General features: G+C 33.3%; 13 protein-coding genes and 1 pseudogene. 2 read left to right on the top strand and 12 right to left on the bottom strand.

Annotation, left to right across the window (positions count from 1 at the left end):
- Nucleotides 1-48: 48 nt before the first annotated feature.
- The 3 genes from NSQ08_RS03255 to NSQ08_RS03245 are packed head-to-tail and all read right to left on the bottom strand — an operon-like array spanning nucleotide 49 to nucleotide 3,306.
- Nucleotides 49-1,023 (bottom strand): tripartite tricarboxylate transporter substrate binding protein, encoded by a 975-nt coding sequence (locus tag NSQ08_RS03255; RefSeq protein ID WP_340771483.1) that lies wholly within the window; start codon nucleotides 1,021-1,023, stop codon nucleotides 49-51.
- A complete protein-coding gene (locus NSQ08_RS03250; protein WP_340771480.1) occupies nucleotides 1,020-1,697 on the bottom strand; it encodes a response regulator in 678 nt (225 codons plus the stop codon). The genes NSQ08_RS03255 and NSQ08_RS03250 overlap by 4 nt, the downstream gene beginning before the upstream one ends.
- Nucleotides 1,698-1,716: 19 nt before the next feature.
- Nucleotides 1,717-3,306 carry a sensor histidine kinase gene (locus NSQ08_RS03245; protein ID WP_340771477.1) on the bottom strand — a complete coding sequence of 530 codons (1,590 nt, stop codon included), beginning with the start codon at nucleotides 3,304-3,306 and terminating at the stop codon, nucleotides 1,717-1,719.
- Between the two features lie 224 nt (nucleotides 3,307-3,530).
- Between NSQ08_RS03245 and NSQ08_RS03240 the strand changes: the two genes are divergently transcribed.
- Nucleotides 3,531-4,856, top strand: coding sequence for an MFS transporter (locus NSQ08_RS03240; RefSeq protein WP_328009645.1), 1,326 nt, complete (start codon nucleotides 3,531-3,533; stop codon nucleotides 4,854-4,856).
- Between the two features lie 453 nt (nucleotides 4,857-5,309).
- On the opposite strand, the gene NSQ08_RS03235 is transcribed toward NSQ08_RS03240, so the two are convergent.
- The 5 genes and pseudogenes from NSQ08_RS03235 to NSQ08_RS03215 all read right to left on the bottom strand — a co-directional run bounded on the left by NSQ08_RS03235 (nucleotide 5,310) and on the right by NSQ08_RS03215 (nucleotide 7,988).
- The gene (locus NSQ08_RS03235) at nucleotides 5,310-5,633 is read right to left on the bottom strand and encodes a hypothetical protein (RefSeq protein WP_340771466.1); all 324 of its coding nucleotides are present in this window, start codon (nucleotides 5,631-5,633) and stop codon (nucleotides 5,310-5,312) included.
- A 35-nt stretch (nucleotides 5,634-5,668) separates the two neighbouring features.
- Nucleotides 5,669-5,839, bottom strand: a complete 171-nt coding sequence (locus NSQ08_RS03230) for a hypothetical protein (protein ID WP_002010943.1) — start codon at nucleotides 5,837-5,839, stop codon at nucleotides 5,669-5,671.
- Between the two features lie 51 nt (nucleotides 5,840-5,890).
- Entirely contained in the window at nucleotides 5,891-6,541 is a 651-nt protein-coding gene (locus tag NSQ08_RS03225; protein WP_002010942.1) for a Yip1 family protein, read from the bottom strand.
- Between the two features lie 430 nt (nucleotides 6,542-6,971).
- Nucleotides 6,972-7,664 (bottom strand): annotated as a pseudogene (locus tag NSQ08_RS03220) (cytoplasmic protein); the annotation flags it as partial.
- Nucleotides 7,665-7,826: 162 nt separating this feature from the next.
- On the bottom strand, nucleotides 7,827-7,988 hold the full coding sequence (locus NSQ08_RS03215) for a hypothetical protein (RefSeq protein WP_340771463.1): 162 nt from the start codon (nucleotides 7,986-7,988) through the stop codon (nucleotides 7,827-7,829).
- A gap of 290 nt (nucleotides 7,989-8,278) precedes the next feature.
- On the opposite strand from NSQ08_RS03215, the gene NSQ08_RS03210 reads away from it, so the two are divergent.
- Nucleotides 8,279-8,554 carry a hypothetical protein gene (locus tag NSQ08_RS03210; RefSeq protein WP_340771461.1) on the top strand — a complete coding sequence of 92 codons (276 nt, stop codon included), beginning with the start codon at nucleotides 8,279-8,281 and terminating at the stop codon, nucleotides 8,552-8,554.
- 69 nt (nucleotides 8,555-8,623) lie between these two features.
- Here the strand turns inward: NSQ08_RS03210 and NSQ08_RS03205 are convergent, their stop codons facing one another.
- The 4 genes from NSQ08_RS03205 to NSQ08_RS03190 all read right to left on the bottom strand — a co-directional run bounded on the left by NSQ08_RS03205 (nucleotide 8,624) and on the right by NSQ08_RS03190 (nucleotide 17,048).
- On the bottom strand, nucleotides 8,624-11,818 hold the full coding sequence (locus NSQ08_RS03205) for an Eco57I restriction-modification methylase domain-containing protein (protein ID WP_340771458.1): 3,195 nt from the start codon (nucleotides 11,816-11,818) through the stop codon (nucleotides 8,624-8,626).
- An 11-nt stretch (nucleotides 11,819-11,829) separates the two neighbouring features.
- On the bottom strand, nucleotides 11,830-15,150 hold the full coding sequence (locus tag NSQ08_RS03200; protein WP_340771455.1) for a helicase-related protein: 3,321 nt from the start codon (nucleotides 15,148-15,150) through the stop codon (nucleotides 11,830-11,832).
- Between the two features lie 64 nt (nucleotides 15,151-15,214).
- Nucleotides 15,215-15,892 carry a hypothetical protein gene (locus tag NSQ08_RS03195; RefSeq protein ID WP_340771453.1) on the bottom strand — a complete coding sequence of 226 codons (678 nt, stop codon included), beginning with the start codon at nucleotides 15,890-15,892 and terminating at the stop codon, nucleotides 15,215-15,217.
- A 934-nt stretch (nucleotides 15,893-16,826) separates the two neighbouring features.
- The gene (locus NSQ08_RS03190; protein ID WP_340771451.1) at nucleotides 16,827-17,048 is read right to left on the bottom strand and encodes a hypothetical protein; all 222 of its coding nucleotides are present in this window, start codon (nucleotides 17,046-17,048) and stop codon (nucleotides 16,827-16,829) included.
- Nucleotides 17,049-17,173 lie beyond the last annotated feature (125 nt).

Here is a 17,173-nt window from a genome sequence, read left to right as displayed (position 1 = left end):
TTTACCAAACTATGTATAAAAGAAAAATCATACGCCATACCGTATGATTTAATAATTTCTATTATTCCCCACTAACTCCCCATACTCCTGACTACTCTCCTCCAAAAAACTCTTACTCTCCCCACTCCCCTTATAAAAACTCTCCCAACCCCTCTCCCTCAAAATCCCCTTCCAACTATCACTCTCAACCATCTTCTTAATAATACTATCCCAATAAGCAACCTCTTCCTCCGTCATATCTTTCGGGCCCATAATACCTTTCCAGTGCTGGAAGATGACGTCGATTCCTTGTTCTTTCCACGTTGGGATTTCTGGTAGTCGGTCTAGTCGTTTTGGTGCGGATACGGCTAGTATTTTTATTTTGCCGGCTTTGTATTGTTTTTCGGCTTCGGATAGGGTCATTGTTGCGACGCCTATTTGTTTGTTCGTTAGGGCGTTTATGATTTTTTCTTTGTTTTCGTAGACGAAGAATTGTAGTTCGGCAGGGTTGATGCCGAATGCTTTGCTTACTTGCACGAAGGATAGGTGATCGTCGTTTCCTAGGCCTGGGGCAACGCCGATTTTGAAGTTTTTCTTGTCTTGTTTTAGTTGTTCCATTAGTTGTTTTGCAGTTTCTATGTTTGAATCTTTTGATACGACAACGACTTCCCAGTCTGATGCGAGTGTCGCGAGTGGTGTGAAGTCTTTATATGTTAGTTTACTGTGGCCTAGTAGGTTGTTCGTTATGAGTAAGCTTGAGTTAATCGCCAGTACGTGACCGCCTTTTTGTTTCGTATATTTCCATCCGACATCACCGCTGCCACCTACTTTGTTTGTAACAGTGATTGGTTTTGTGAAGATTTTTTCTTCTGTTAGTGTTTTTTGCATCGCTCGTGCCGTTAAGTCCCAACCTGCTCCTTGAACGTTTGGCGCAACGATTTCTAATTTGTCGATGTTCACTTTATTCGTATGGGATTTTTCCGAAGAACAACCAACTATTACTCCTGTCATAATCCATATACATAGTAATAATCGTTTTTTCATAGTCCTCGTCCTATTCGATATTTTCGTTCTGGTCGTCCGATAATGCCGTATGTGTACTCTACTGTGCATTCATTTGTCGCTACTAAGTATTCTAAATATCTTCTTGCGGTTGTTCTGGAGGCACCCATTTGTTCTCCCATTTCTTCTATTGTAATGCCCGCTTCGAATCCTTTTATAATCCCTTTCACTTTTTGCAGTGTTAACGGATCTACACCTGTCGGTAAGTTTTTTATATCTTGTGTTTCCGAAATGCCGAAAAAATTATCGATGAGTACTTGATTCACTTCATTGTTACTATGTAATAAATGCTTCTTTCTTTTATAGTCTTCAATTGTGCGAACAAATTTTTCTAGCGTGACCGGTTTTATAAGGTAGTTGCTTACGCCATTTCGAATTGCTTTTTCTAGCATATGGTTTTCATTTGCCGCAGTAACCATAATGACGTCAACGTTTGGAAAATCAGCATGAATTTTCGGCAATAAGTCTGTTCCGATTCCGTCTGGTAAATAATTATCTAATAGAAGTAAATCGATTTCTTCTCTTTGTAGTAGTTCCATCGTTTCTTTTGTGTTCAATGCTTTTCCAATCACTTTTACGTCCTTTATTTTTGATAAAAACTCTTCCTGAATTTGCGCGACGCGGAAATCATCTTCTGCAATTGCAACCTTCAACATATGCCCATCCCCCTGTTTGTCATGTACTTTCTCTCAATGTTTTCGGAAGGTAAATTGTAAAAATAGCTCCCCCATTTTTCTCGTTTTGAATCTCAATTGTTCCCCCTAGTACATCTACCATTTCTTTCACGTTTGCTAGTCCGTAACCACGATCATTTCCTTTCGTTGAAAATCCTTTTTGAAAAATGGTCGTAATTTTTTCTGCCGGTATCCCTGTTCCACTATCTATCACTTCAAACACAATGTCGTGCCCAATATCCGTAACAAAGAAAGAAACATTCTTCTCCCCTCGTTCACTCACCGCATCAAACGCATTGTCGATTATGTTTCCAAGAATCGTAATAAGGTGCGAAACTTTTATATGGTCTGGTAACGGATGAAGCGCACTATCGCCTTCAATATGAAAATCAATTTTCTTCTCAGACGCTGTTCCGATTTTTCCTAATAAAATAGCCTGTACTTTTGCATCATGAATTTGATGGAATAAAATATGATTTTGGCTTTGATGAATGTTAGATTCTTGTTGGATAAACTCAATCGCTTCTTTGTAATGTCCTAACTGAAGTAATCCGGATAAGACGAAAAGTTTATTTGTAAATTCATGTGTTTGAGCACGTAAGTCCTCTGAATACTTTCTTACTTCAGATATCGTATTCACTAAGTTTTGCAGTTCTGTTTTATCTCTAAAACTACATACAACGCCTACCGTACTGTTATTTTCGAGTATCGGTGTCATGTTTAAAATAAACACTTTATCTTGAAACGCGATTTCTTGATCGCTTTCTAACACTCTCTCCATATTAAATTCCGGTAAAACTTTTGAAATGTGTTGCTGCATATAATCATCATTTACATGTAGCATCTCTTCTGCCGAGGTGTTCATCATCGTAATAAAACCGTTTTGATCGATAGCGATAATTCCTTCTTTTATAGATAGTAGTATTGCGCTTCGTTCCCGGTATAGCGCTGCAATTTCATTCGGCTCTAAACCGAGTGTATCTTTACGTATACTACGTGCTAAAAGAATGCCACCAACAATGCCTGCTAATAATACAGCTAAGGAAAAGAGTATAATTTCTTTCGTTCTGCTCAGTATGTTAGATTCAATCCCTTTTATTAAAAACTCTACTGTCACAACACCTACAACTTGATCGTAGTCTCCGTTATGAACAATAATGGGCGCCTTCGCCATTAAAGCAGGACCACTTTCACCATTTCCTTCAAGCGTATAATAGCCACCAAAAGTGAGTGCTTCATAGTTATATGGATTGTTACTCTTTGTGCCAATTAACTCCGAATTAGAATGGGAATACATAACCCCATAGCGATCTTCTATAATTACATAATCTGCACCAGCTTGCTCGCGAACTTGTTCCGCAATAGATTGAATGGTACTTTTATGCTCGTTATATTGAAAAGCATCTTTTATAGCTGGCATAAAAGACAAAGATTTAGCCGTTTGCAGTGCTAGCTGCTCTACTTGGCGCTTCGTATCAACGGACTGAATGTAAACAAATATTCCCGCTAACAGGAGAACGACAAATAAAATTAACGTAATAATTAAGCTTACTATTTTCGTTTGTAATGACACTTTGCGTGATTTCTTCATACTCCATATCCTTTGATAAAATATTCAAAACTATCAATCTCCTTTTTCTATTATTATGACAAAACTAATAATGAAGCAACTATTAAAACTCTCCATGTACATAAAGTACAAAAAGAATAAAATTGTCATAATATTGAGATTCCACCCCGAAGACAGTACAATTCAACTACATTGAACACGCTTTCATATATAACTTTTATTTCTAAGCAAGAGGAGGAATTATTATGGCTCAAGCAAAATCTAACCGAGTCGCCGGCAATATCTTTAAAGGTTCCGTCGGCAATTTAATTGAATGGTACGACTGGTACGTTTACTCTGCTTTTGCTGTTTATTTTTCAGCAGAGTTCTTTCCTAAAGGAGATCCAACGAGTCAGTTATTGAACACAGCAGCTATTTTCGCAGTTGGATTTTTAATGCGCCCTATCGGAAGTTTATTAATGGGACGCTATGCAGATCGGCACGGCCGCCGGGCAGCATTAACGCTTTCCATTACGGTTATGGCCGGTGGTTCTTTAATTATCGCCTGTACACCTAGTTACGAAAGCATCGGTATTATGGCGCCAATTATTTTAGTTCTTGCTCGTTTACTTCAAGGGTTATCACTTGGCGGAGAGTATGGAACTTCCGCAACATATTTATCTGAGATGGCTAGTAGTGGACGCCGTGGTTTTTATTCAAGTTTTCAATATGTAACACTCGTTGCTGGACAGATGGTTGCGTTAGGTGTTCAAATTGTTCTTCAGCAATTACTAAGCGAACCAGATATGAAAGCTTGGGGATGGCGTATTCCATTCATTATTGGTGCGATGGGAGCAGTAGCTGTATTGTGGCTTCGACGTACAATGGATGAATCAGAGCAGTTCTCAAATATGGAATCGAAAAACCGCGAAAGCGCAGGAACCGTTCGCGCTCTTATGAAACACCCGAAAGCAGTATTAACAGTAGTCGGCCTAACACTAGGAGGCACTGTTGCATTCTATACGTACACAACATATTTACAAAAATTCATGGTAAACACAGTCGGTCTTCCGAAAGAAGTTGTAAGCTGGATTAACTTTGTCGCACTACTTATTTTCGTCGTACTTCAACCAATTGCGGGGCTATTATCCGATAAAATTGGACGCCGCCCACTATTAATGGCTTTCGGTATTCTCGGAACGTTACTAACAGCACCAATCTTCTTCTTTATGGAAAAAACGACAGAACCAATCGTAGCATTTTTACTCATGATGGTCGGTCTCATTATCGTTACTGGTTACACTTCCATTAACGCAATTGTAAAAGCCGAACTGTTCCCAACTGAAATTCGTGCACTAGGCGTAGGTTTACCATATGCACTAACCGTTGCGATATTTGGCGGAACAGCCGAGTTCATCGCATTATGGCTAAAAAGTATCGGTATGGAATCACTATTCTACTTCTACGTAGCTGGATGTATCGCGATAAGCTTTATTACGTATTGGCGTATGGATGAGTCATCGAAGACTTCGCAGATTGAGGCGGAGCTTGGTAGTGGAGATAGCTTGAAGAATGGTACTAGTTCAAAATAATAAAGTATAGAAGATCATCTTGAACAGGATGACTTCTTTATATAACACCCCTCAAAGAGAATTTTTTCTCTTTGAGGGGTGTTATTTTTCAATTTTCACTCGGTCTAGATTTATAATCTTTCTTCCGAGCAAACCCCATGTTTTGCTTTTTCTTTTAATTCTTAAGATACCGATTGTGGTGAGTTTGACGACCTTTTTTTACTTTTAAATACTTTTTGAACGGGCAACCAGAACAATCCCACACAAGCCACCCCACTCCTTCCCGCGCAAAAGATAAAAGCACCTTCAATTAGCTGTAACACCAATGGATTCTTTGAAAGTTTGTTCGTAACAAATAGTATGATTATAAATTTTAAAAATAAATGTTATAGTCAATCAAAATAAAAGGCGTGAGCTATTGGGCTCACGCTTAAGAAGAATTTTAATTTAAATGTTTTTATAAAAGTTAATTTTTTAGTTATTATTTTTATACATTATTTGTTCTTGTCCCCAAACTTCAATTAAATTTCTAAGTTCAGTTGTTTCAATCTTACATATATTAGGATCATGGATAGAATATAAATCTACAAGTATAGTTTCATCCTTTTTTACTTGAATTGCACATAATGTACCTTGAAATTCATTATATTCTTTTAAATTATTTAATACTTCATCAATTTTTTGTAACCACCATTTAACTGGAATCCCTTGGATATCGTTTTCTAAAAATGTTGCTACAATTTCTAGTTCTTTTGGTAATTCTATTTTTAAAGAATCTAGGTCTTCATTTTTTGTCACTTTATATATATTTCATTTGTAACTACTCAGCTACCCTAAGGTTTTAATGGTTTAATATTTTGATTTTCAAGTTTGCCTTCACAAATTCCTGTTAACACTGATAATAAGAAAAACAGGCCGTAAAACGGGCGATCAATTTGATCATAAAGGTCATACGCTTCGCCAAGTGGAACATCCGAATCATGTGGTTGTTCAGCCTGTAACAATTACTAACAGCGCGTAGAAAACGTTTGGATAAATAAGAAGCAAATAAATTATTAAAGGGTTGTAACCCCTACTATAAGAAATACTATTATTACCAAAGGAAGAATGATAATCATAAAGGACACTATTATTGTTAATAATGCTTTCCATGCTGAAAATTGGTGTGCTTCTCCTAAACATTTTAAGGAAATAATGATTGTCCAAATTCCAATAACTATATCAATTATGGCAAAAATAAGAAACAAAATCGTTAAAGTTATGCTACTATCCATTTCCGGTGTCTCACTCGTAAAGTTTTCTATCCCAAACAAGAAAAATGAAGGCACCCAAACTAATATAAGAGAGTAAACGTAAGGGATATAAGAATAGGCAACTGAGTAACGTGTTTTTTCAAAGGTACCTTGTCCACCAAGTTTTTTTGCCACCCAATTGAATAACGCTGGTAGCAAAAAATAATAAATTAAGAAAGCAACGAAGGTACCGAATATAACTATTGAGATTATTGAAAATGGACTACTTATTGAATCCGCCATATTTTTAGAAGATGCTCGATCTAAAGTCTGTACGAATGAGCCTAATAAAATGAGTAAAAACACATTCTTAGGTTTGGATATAAAAATTTCTTTCATTGTATCACGTGGTTTTGTCCAAATGGAGAACCAAGGATTAAGTGCACGTTTAAATTGATTTTCTGGAGTTTCCATATAAAAAACACTCCCCTTTCTTAAAAGATATTAAATATAAATTCCTAATTATCCCAATTATGTACATATAAATATTAAAGCATAAATAGTCGGTTATTTAAATGTAAATATTCAATCATTTAATTTCATCTGGAACTTAGGGGTAGTGCTTCTTAGCAATTACCTCTATATTGTCTTGCATTTTTAACTATGGGCTAAGTAGTTACTTTCATTTTTGAGTACCTCACATTCTTTAATACATTGAATAAACAGTTATAATCTTATCATTAATAAGAACAAACCTAATTTCCATTCCTTCAGATGTTTTACCAGAATATAATCTTCCACCTATACATCTTTTATTGCTATAAGCCTTGTGAATGGCTTCCATAAGAAGAATGCGATTATATACTTGAAATGCAACAAATCCTCTTTAAAAGCCTATACGTATTTTCACTTCAACTCTATCAAGAACTTTATCCGCATAATCTTTTATTACTTCTTGTACACCTTTAACTCTACTTCTTCCACCAGTTTCAGAAAACATAAATGTATCACGGGCTTCTTGTAAAGCTTCAAAAGTTTTTATCTGATTGCTACCAAAGCCACTAGTACCTGCGAATGCAAATCGTTCTTTCAATGGTAAATGATTCGAAACAGACGAAATACCTTCTGAGAATTTTGTTAGATTTGCAGTAGTTGCTACCTTCGATACTTTACTTAATCCTTTATCACCAATGAGACCTATCCCAATTTGAGTTAAAGCATAACTTCCCCACTTTGCCCGACTTTCTGCGTCTCCATTTATTACATCATTAATAAATGAATCCGATAATACATTATACATCGTACTAAGGGTATCAATAGGGTGCAAAGCAGCGTTCCCCATGTTTTCCCACGTTTCCCAATCTCCTAAAGCTTTTATTCCGTCTATTGTATCGCTAACTGCTTGTCCCGTACCATCTACAATGCCGTCCCAAATTTTTTCACCAGTAGATTTTTCAGGTAGCTTACCACACATTTCACCTTCTTCAATTGAATTGGCATCTTGACGTGCCCTCTCTTCTGTAATTGCTTGAATAGAAGTTGTCCACTCCATATTCAACCCTTGTGTACTAAACGTACTACTTACGGGAGTCGAACCAACCTTCTCAGAATGTTATTATATCAAGGCTTGCGGGGGAATAGATTATTTTGACTACATTTTTGACTACGAGTTATAAAAAATTGTAGGGGAAAGATTCGGAAAAGAATTATCATTGAAAAAAACAGGCTAAGGGTTTCCCCTAGCCTGCCTTTCTAAGTCTTATTTTGAAAGTTGCTCATTATCATCTTCGTCGATTACGTATGAATGTGATTTTGCTGCTTCCTCAATTTCTTTGAATGCCCAGTATGTTGCTTTCACATCTGTGAAGCTCGGTTTTGTCACACCATTTAACGGACCACTTTCAAATATGTGGTTCATCATCACAACGGCTTACACACGTGTTACGTGTTGGCTACACCTTGCTCTACAGAAATCTATTTATAGTTCACCGCTACTGCCGCCATTTCGGCACGCGTGATATTTTGAATTGCATGGAAGTTTCCGTGCTCATGTAGGTATCGAATTCATCTAACTTGGGATTCCTTGAATATTAACTTAATATCATTTAAAAATAAAGAGGAGTTGTATCCGTATTTGATTGAAAAATACGGATTACAAAAAAAAGAACTGCTTATAATTGGGCTTCACAATTATATCCAATGGCCAACTCAATGCAAATTGGATATTGGATAGTTCTACCTAGCAAAATCAATAAAACAGTTCATTTTGACGAAATTAAGAGCGAATACCAATTTGATGTAAATGCAAATAACCCATTTTATCATTATCGTGATGTTCACTGGTTTTCAACGAATGTTCCAAAAAAAGTTTTTAAACCTGATATTTTAAATTCATTTGGAGCCTTTATGACTATTTGTCAAATAAAAGCTAATGATGCCGAAGAAAGACTGATTAAGATGTATCAAAACAATTGGCTTTCTGAGTAAACTATAAAAATGCCCCCCATATCAACCGGGAGGCATTTTACTTTTATATTTAATAATTACTTAATACTATTAATCATCATCTGCACCTAATCTTACTTTAATTTCGAAGTTAATAATATATTGCAATTCGAGCTCCGTTAATCCATAGTATTCAGCCAACATAGTATCTACACGGTCAATAATATGTTTTGAATATCTTGGGTAGAATTCATCGTATACGACTTTACCTGTAGCATAATTAGCTTCTTTTCGTTGTGCATTTTTTTGATAATCTTCCATTAAATCATGGTTTAAATCAACAAAGCGTGATCTCATCTCCTCGCTCATCGTGCTTAATCCTAATGGAAAGTTCTTTATTTCTCTAGTAGACAAATCTCTACAGTTAGATAATAAAATGAACCACCAGAAAAACAATGAACTATTGATGGCCGCCGAAACAACATCACCATCCTCTTTACTTTTCACATACAGAGGTTTTACATGTGAAGAAATTTTATGACCTTCTTTTTCGTTCCAAAAATATGGAATGAAGTTCATTGCTCTTAGCCAATATCTCGGTGCATTATGATAATAAATCGTAGAAACATCACTTTTAATACCTAAATCGTTAGCTAAAGGCTTCTTAGCATTAATTTTATACCAAATGTCAGCTTCTATTTTATTACTCAATTTAGGAATAGAATTTTTATATGCAATTCCCTGGTTATGTTCTACATACATTAAGTTTTCAAATAGGAATGGTCTATATGGCTCCATCCAATGATGATATTTAGTTGTAAAGACCTTATTTGTGTTTTCACATGGCTGATATAGCATAATTGCTAAACGTTGATCTACACCAACAAAAAGCTTAGAAGGCCTTATCGAATATGTTGAAATCCATAGCATTTTATCATCTTTGTATAGCTCCATAAGTGGGGCCATTCTATCTGTACAGAAAGCTGAGTGTGGAATAATCATTCCCATCATACCGTTTTCCTTTAAAAGATAATTACATCTTTCTAAAACATAAGCATAAAGATTGTTTGTCTTAATCGTTTTATAATCATACAGCTCATACTCAGATTTTATTTTTCCATATTCCACATAAGGTGGATTACCTATTAAAACATCAAACCCACCTTGTTCCATAATAGCGTAGAAATCAACAAACCAATGGAATGGTAAATTTTTCTCTACCCACTCTGTATAGTCGGCTTGCTCCGCATGAACATTTTTCAAATACCTATTTAGCTCTCTCTTTAATGAGAACAACTCTGTATTTAATTCTTGCTTTATGTTATAAGTTGTACTGCCATTATCTATTTGTTCATCTTTATATTTTGCAAATAAATTTTTAATTAAATCAATCTTTACATTTAAAGTAGTAGTAAACCCATCATAATCCAGTGTACTTTCAACTATTTCACGCGCTCTCTCTATACTTTCAAAGCCGACCAAAGTATTTCCAGATCTAATATTAAAATCAATATCAGGTAATGGTTCTAATTCTTCAATTGAATTGATTTGTGAAATAAGTTTTAAAAACAAACGTAATTTACAAATTTCTACAGCTTCTTCCATAATATCTACACCATACAAATTATTAATCATGATGGTTTTTAAAATGAAATAGTCTTGATTATTATGTCTTTGTATTTTACTCAACTCTTTATTTACTTTTTCATAGTGATGAGCTAAAACATTAGGTTCATTTAACCATGCTGTCATTCGAATAATTAAACTATGATAAATAGCTTCTAAGATATTCAAAGCTTCGAATAAAAAGGCTCCTGACCCACAAGTAGGATCTAATACTTTGATTTCTCTAACTTCTTTATATAGTTCAACTATAATATCTGGATCTTCACATTCTTCTATGAAATCCTGCATGATTTGCCTTACGTCTAAATTACTCGTAACCAAATCTTCTATTTCAAAGATTTCACCATTCTTCATTTTCTTAAATATTTCACGGTAATTAGCAATACGAAGATTAAAATCATTCCATGTCTCTGTAGGCAATCCTATATCTCCGTTCACCATCACGTTTAATAAATTAAAATCAGCCTGTGATTCAATTCCTTTTTTTGTTGAACCATAAATATATCGATCTGGGTCCCTTGATAAGATATCTTGTAAAAGCCTGCTAACATTAACTTTTTTATCTTTATTCTTCAACAAATTCCCAAATAAATATGGAATAATTGAATTTTTACTAATGTAGTTAGTAATATCTTCTTTTGTATAATATGCGCCCATTTGTTTTTGATTAATGTATTTTTCGAATAAATACCCTAAGACATCTGGGTTAATTTCATTATCCTTTTTATTGGGCCTATCATCTAAATGCCAATTATATTTCTCAAAGAAATCAAAAATCTTTTCAAATGCTTCATCTTGGATAACTATATCTGGATAAACTTCTTCAATATGGTGTCTTACAAATAAACCACCGTTTAAATATGGAATTTCTCCGATAACATCCACAGTATGAGAAGATCGTTTTCCAGGAACTAGTGCAAAACCTTTAAAGAATAAAACACTTAAAAATTCTGAGAAAAAACGATCTCCTGATGTATATTTTTCACCAATTCTATTCAGATTATTTCTTAAATAATTAACATCACTATTTAAAAAGCCCTTCTTTTGAATAAAATAAGTAAACATTAACCGATTTAATATTACCGATACATACCACTCTCTTAAATGTTTATCATCTATTCCATCAATATATTTGATAAATTGCTTACGTTCTTTATTAAACTGATCAAAAAATTTCTTCGTTACTTTTTCTAGGTCGAATGCTGAACTTGCTCGAGTAGCAACTTCCATGATGTTGACATTTCCATGTTCAAAATCTTCAAAGCCAAAATAGATAGATCTTAATTTTTGAATGATTGCCTCTCCTGTCTGGCCTTCATAAAAATTATATTCTTTAATACTTAATGGTTCATCTTTGACTCTTCGAACCCATTGCCATATTTGCCGCGTTTTTGCAGCATCGATATAAATAATAATATGTTCACGATAGCTTTTTGATAATTCACGTTCAATTTTCTTACGTACAGAAAAGTTTGAGATAGCTATGTTATTTTCATCAACAATTGTCAAAGCAGGCATTCCTGCAATTTCAGCTATCGGATGTAGCCAAAATACTCCTTCGTTCACTTCTACCTTAATATCTTGAAGGTTACAATTGTTCCAACCTAAATCTTCAATAAATAATCGCTTAAAATCAAAACTATTTATGTTATTTCTTATTTCATTTACTGGATACTTCATATTATCTCCTTTTAGTTTAGTCCCATAGAACACAATATTACTGGTTCCAACTGCTGTCGATCTTCTGAAACATGACATAGTCTATTTTCAAGTTGAATTGAATATAATGTGTCTATTAACTCTCTAACATCAACACTTGAACGTAATTTTGCATTTAAAATGTCCGCTGCATATCTCGTTAGAGGATACTTATATATTAAATTTAGTATATCATTTAAATTATCTAGTTCATCCGCGAATATTGAATTTCTGATCTCTATAGTATAATTTTTTAAGATTTCATAAACCCTAAATCGAGCCCCTGTTGCTTTTCCTAATTGACCACCAATATTTTTCTGTTCGGATTTAAAATCTTTTAAAGCTTTAGCAACTATTTCATGATGATTCGCGCCCTTTTTATCAAAAGGAGTTTCCCTCTGACATTCGATAGCTTTAATAATTCCATATTGAGATGCCCTAATTTTCTCCCCATATTCATTCATCCATATTAACGCATCATTACCTACTTTATTTCGTAAATAAACAATTACTGAATTATCAGCAGTAAAATCCTGATTCTTCTTACTTGAATAGACTACGTGAGGTAATTCTCTAATGATTTTCTCTAAATCTGGATATTGTTCCGACTCTCGTTTCCATATCTCATATGCATATGATGATAAATCAACTTCATTAAAAAAGTCTTGTTCTTCTAATACAGTCGATTTTTCATTATATAGATCACGTAAAACTTCAATATCCCCCTGGTCTTCAAAGAATGTTTCATCAGTTCCAACTACTTCTGCGTTTTCTGATAAACGATTTAATAATCTATTTCTTAAATTAATAATATTTTCTATACCTTCTACTGGCATAAAGCTATAGCATAATATTTCTGCAGCTTGTTGGCCAATTCTATCTACACGCCCAGCTCTTTGGATCAACCTAATAATTGCCCACGGCAGATCATAATTAATTACAATTGATGAATCTTGTAGATTTTGACCTTCACTTAAAGCATCTGTCGCAATTAATATTCTAATCTCTTTATCTACCTTTTGATGATTACTCTTAGGACTAAATTTCCACACTATTTCTGTTGAATTTTCACGAGAACCTGTTACTCGCTCTAAATCGGTTACACCATGATTTTTCAGATTTTCGAACAAGTATTCTACTGTATCTGCAAACTGTGAAAATATCAACACTTTTTGTTTTGAATGTTGCACTGTCAATAACTCTAAGAGTTTTAAAAATTTCTCATCTTTTTCTGCGCTCCATCGATAATCTACATTCGAGGCTATCTGCAATAGAATTTCGCTATCTGATTCTAAATGTCCTACTAAATTTTCACTAAAAACAGCTGGCGAAATCCATTTAAATTTATTGCTATATTTATATTTGATTTTTTCATAAATTTTTCGTGATTGTACTTCAATATCTGCAAGTGTTTTCTGACATTGTGCTTTTTCCTCTATGGCATAAACTTCATCTTCTAAAAGAAAATCTTCTTCTATTTCAAGCAATTCCGAACTTTGAGCGCCAATTGGTACTGGTAATTGATTTTTTAATGCATATAAAAGAACACCATCTCTATACAAATGTCTATAAATAGATATTAGAAATGCCTGCCCACTACTCTCCAATCTTTTAAAAACATTCGTTCTGTAAAAGCCAATTAGATATCTCGCAGATCCTAAATTCTCAACCAATTGAGATTCAACACTAGTTAATCCCTCTTTCTTCTGAATACTAATATAATCTGCTAAAAGGTATCTTGGTAATTTTAATGAGTTGATTTTGTCTAAAACATCTACCGAATAAAGTTTACTGTAAGATGATTGTCCAGTTGATTCATAGGTAAGCGTCTTTGGGGTTCTTTGAGGAAAATAAGCCTTATTACCATTTTTAAACTTAATATGTTTTCTACTATCACCATTATCCATTTTAGAATAATTCTCTAGAATAAAACTTCTCGTTCTTCTTACCATGTATAACCGCATTAATTCCTGCCAATCTTCTGCATATGGGCTATGTTCGAAAGCTTCTAATGAGTTAAAAGAACATTGATATTGTCTTAAAAATTCTGTTTCACCCATTTCTTCAATTAACCTTTCTGGCCTTATACTGAACTGATAGCTTTCAGGAATAAATAAGCGTAATTGATTAGATAAATCGTAGTAAGTCTTATTATAAGGAGTTGCTGTCAATAAGACCACTTTCGATTCACTTCTATTTATATAATTTTGAACAGCTTTATAACGCTTGCCATCTTTATTACGTAAATTATGGCTTTCATCAAGAATAACCAGTCCATATCTAGTTTTTAATTTATCTAAATCTTCAATTACTGTTCCGAAAGATATAACTTTTGCATTTAAATAGTAGCGTTTACAATAATCTTCCCACATAGGCACTAACTTCGCTGGACAGAGAATTAAGGTTTCAACAAAGTAATTTTCCTGATACAATCTCGCAATTGAAGTCGCTAATATTGTCTTACCAAGCCCGACTACGTCACCTATCACTACACCATTTCTTTTTTGAATGTGCTGAACTGCAATTTTTAATGCGGTTTCTTGAAATTCTAATAATTCATTTTGAATTACATCTGGAATCGATACATCTCTAACACCTTGCTGCGCCTCTTCTGACAAATGATAAATCATTTTCATATAAATGTTATAGGGCATAATTTCCTCTTCACGCGCCCAACTTTCGCTTAGAATCTTAATTAAATCTTCAGTAATATCTAAAGAATATCTATCTTCCCAACGATCTGAAAACCATTTTGATAACTTATTACAAGCATCGTAGTCTAAAACATCTACATTCAACTCGCCTTGGCCTCTAAGTCCTGAAAACGTTAGATTACTACTTCCTAAATATCCTACAGTTGGACTAATAGGATCTTTTCTATACATTAAGTATAACTTAGCATGTAAACTTGTACGTAAATATAATTTCACACGTACTTTTCCTTCTTTTAGTTGACTAACCAATTTTTTCAAGCCAGCTTCATCACTGTTTGAGGGAGCACCAATAATTAATTGTTTCTTAAAGTTATCCATCAGTCTATTTTTAATTTCTAACGTTGTTTTTCGATCAAGATAGCTATCTGTACTATCTGAAAATAATTCCATTAATTCTTCTTCAGGTAATTTTTGCATCCCTATTAATAGTCTACATTGATTATTAGCAGTACCTTGCATATTCTCAATATATTTATCTATTTGCTTCCATCCTCTTAAATTAAAATACCCTATACAAAAATCGGCTTTATAAGAGGTTTCTAACGTTGTAGATAAGGCTTCAACCAGCTTTTGATCAATATTATCAAATATCCTAGGCATTCATTTAATCTCCTTTATATAAAATTAAAAATAGAAAAGTTTTTCTCTCTAAATTTACTCTTATTTATGGTCTTGCTCTTAATAGCGTTGTATTATGTAAAACATCATTAAGTGTTAAATCTGCCAATCTAATTGTAGCGTCTTCCGGTATTAAATAAGCTATTCGGCCATACCCTTCACCATATTCACCAATTAATTGACCCTTCCATCCATTTTTGAGAATTGCAGATATTTTAGCTGCAGTAATTAAACGTACATCACTAATATCTTCATTAACAAATGCTACCCAAAAACTGTTAGCCGGAATATCATTTCTATTAATAAAATCACAAATATTTTTCCATACAGGAACAACATCCAGATAGTAGCTTTCACATCCGTAATTAGGTATAACTGACCCAGAATGTGTAATCCCCCCACCATTTGTTTTTCGGAAAGTTTGTGTTTTATATTTAATTTCTACATAAGAATTATGGACTTGATCGTTTCCTAATACATTTATATTTACTAAATAATCTGATGCACCTTTTACCCATTCATTGACTTTTTCATTTATGTCATATTTTTCGAACCATTCTTCATCATATCTTGTGAAATTAGCAATTTGATTTGTACTTTTTTGATTAATTAACTTCACTACAAGTTCTACACTGGGCTGTTCATATTCTTGTGCTGCCTCATGCCGCATTTGTCTCTCCTCATTATATCTTGCTTTACGTTTAATGTTAGCATCATTACTCATAATAAATCCCTCCATTTTATTACTTTTAAATAACAGAAAATATATAAAGTATAATTTAGGTGATATTAATAATTTCACTCTAAAATAGTTTAAATTACCCACTTGAATTTATTACACTATAATATACCATGAAAGTATTATATTAGGAAAATGGTATGTTGAAATTTAAATGTTCCAATACCATTCTGAAATTGTCATTGAGTTAGTATTTAAGTGTTGTCATAATTTAAATTTAATTTAAAACAAAAAAATGAAGATAATATGACTAAGCATGTGTTTGAAAACGAAGTGACCGCAAAAATTTAGACAATTTATTTTGTTAGGTAGCTTGGGAGGTCTGAACTTAATCTTGTAACCTCTAAGATAAATCTGTATAAGTAATAGCATGCTGTATTTTAAAATAACCATATAAATGCATTTAGAAATATGTTGAAAGGTTTTATTTTTACATACATACATACATACATACATACGAAGTTGCGCGAATAGAATGGAATCGTATAAAGGAAATTTTAAGTGGTAAAGAAAAAGCAACGATTTATATCCGTGTTGCTGGGAAGAATTCTTGATCCACAAATTTATTTTTAGATTTATATGAGCATCTTTTTCCGGGAGTAGAGGTATTAATTGATCGAACCACTAACGAGTAACCAAGAAAATTATTAGCAAAGTGTACTGCTTTTAAACCTACTAAAATCGCAACGAAAAAACTATACTCATCGTCTCTTCTATTACGAACTGAATCAAATCGTCCTTCTGGATGTTAAATTTGTCGGAAAATAATTGATAACCGTCTTTCAACTTAATCATCAATTTTTTCTTTATATGCCACTACAGCTTTTTCATAAATCTTGCCCTGGATTGAATATGTTACCGTGTAGATTGTGATTATTAAAGAAATTAATCCAACAGTATTTCCAAAACTTGCAATACTTTATTTTTCAGCAAAGTCTACAAGAGCTTTTATTATCGCTTCATCACTTTTTATAAGTGTCACAATCCATAAAAACATATATCCAATCAAACCAAAGTAAAAAATCAAATTTACAATCACTGTATTAAAGAATTTAATTTGATCATTGAGAGTAATATACTGAGATAAAATATCCCTTGAAATAAAAGGTTCTTCAGTTAAATCCTCATTAATAAAAAACATTTTTAGTACCCAATAATACATAGATGTAATGATTGTCTTCATAATTATTAGAATAGAATAAAGATACGCTAGTAAAGTTACTGCAAACATCACTACTTCAAATTAAGAATACTCACTCATTTCAT

This window comes from Bacillus sp. FSL E2-8887 (assembly GCF_038007205.1).
GTDB classification, from domain to species: domain Bacteria; phylum Bacillota; class Bacilli; order Bacillales; family Bacillaceae_G; genus Bacillus_A; species Bacillus_A mycoides.
This window is presented reverse-complemented; position numbering and strand designations above follow the sequence as displayed.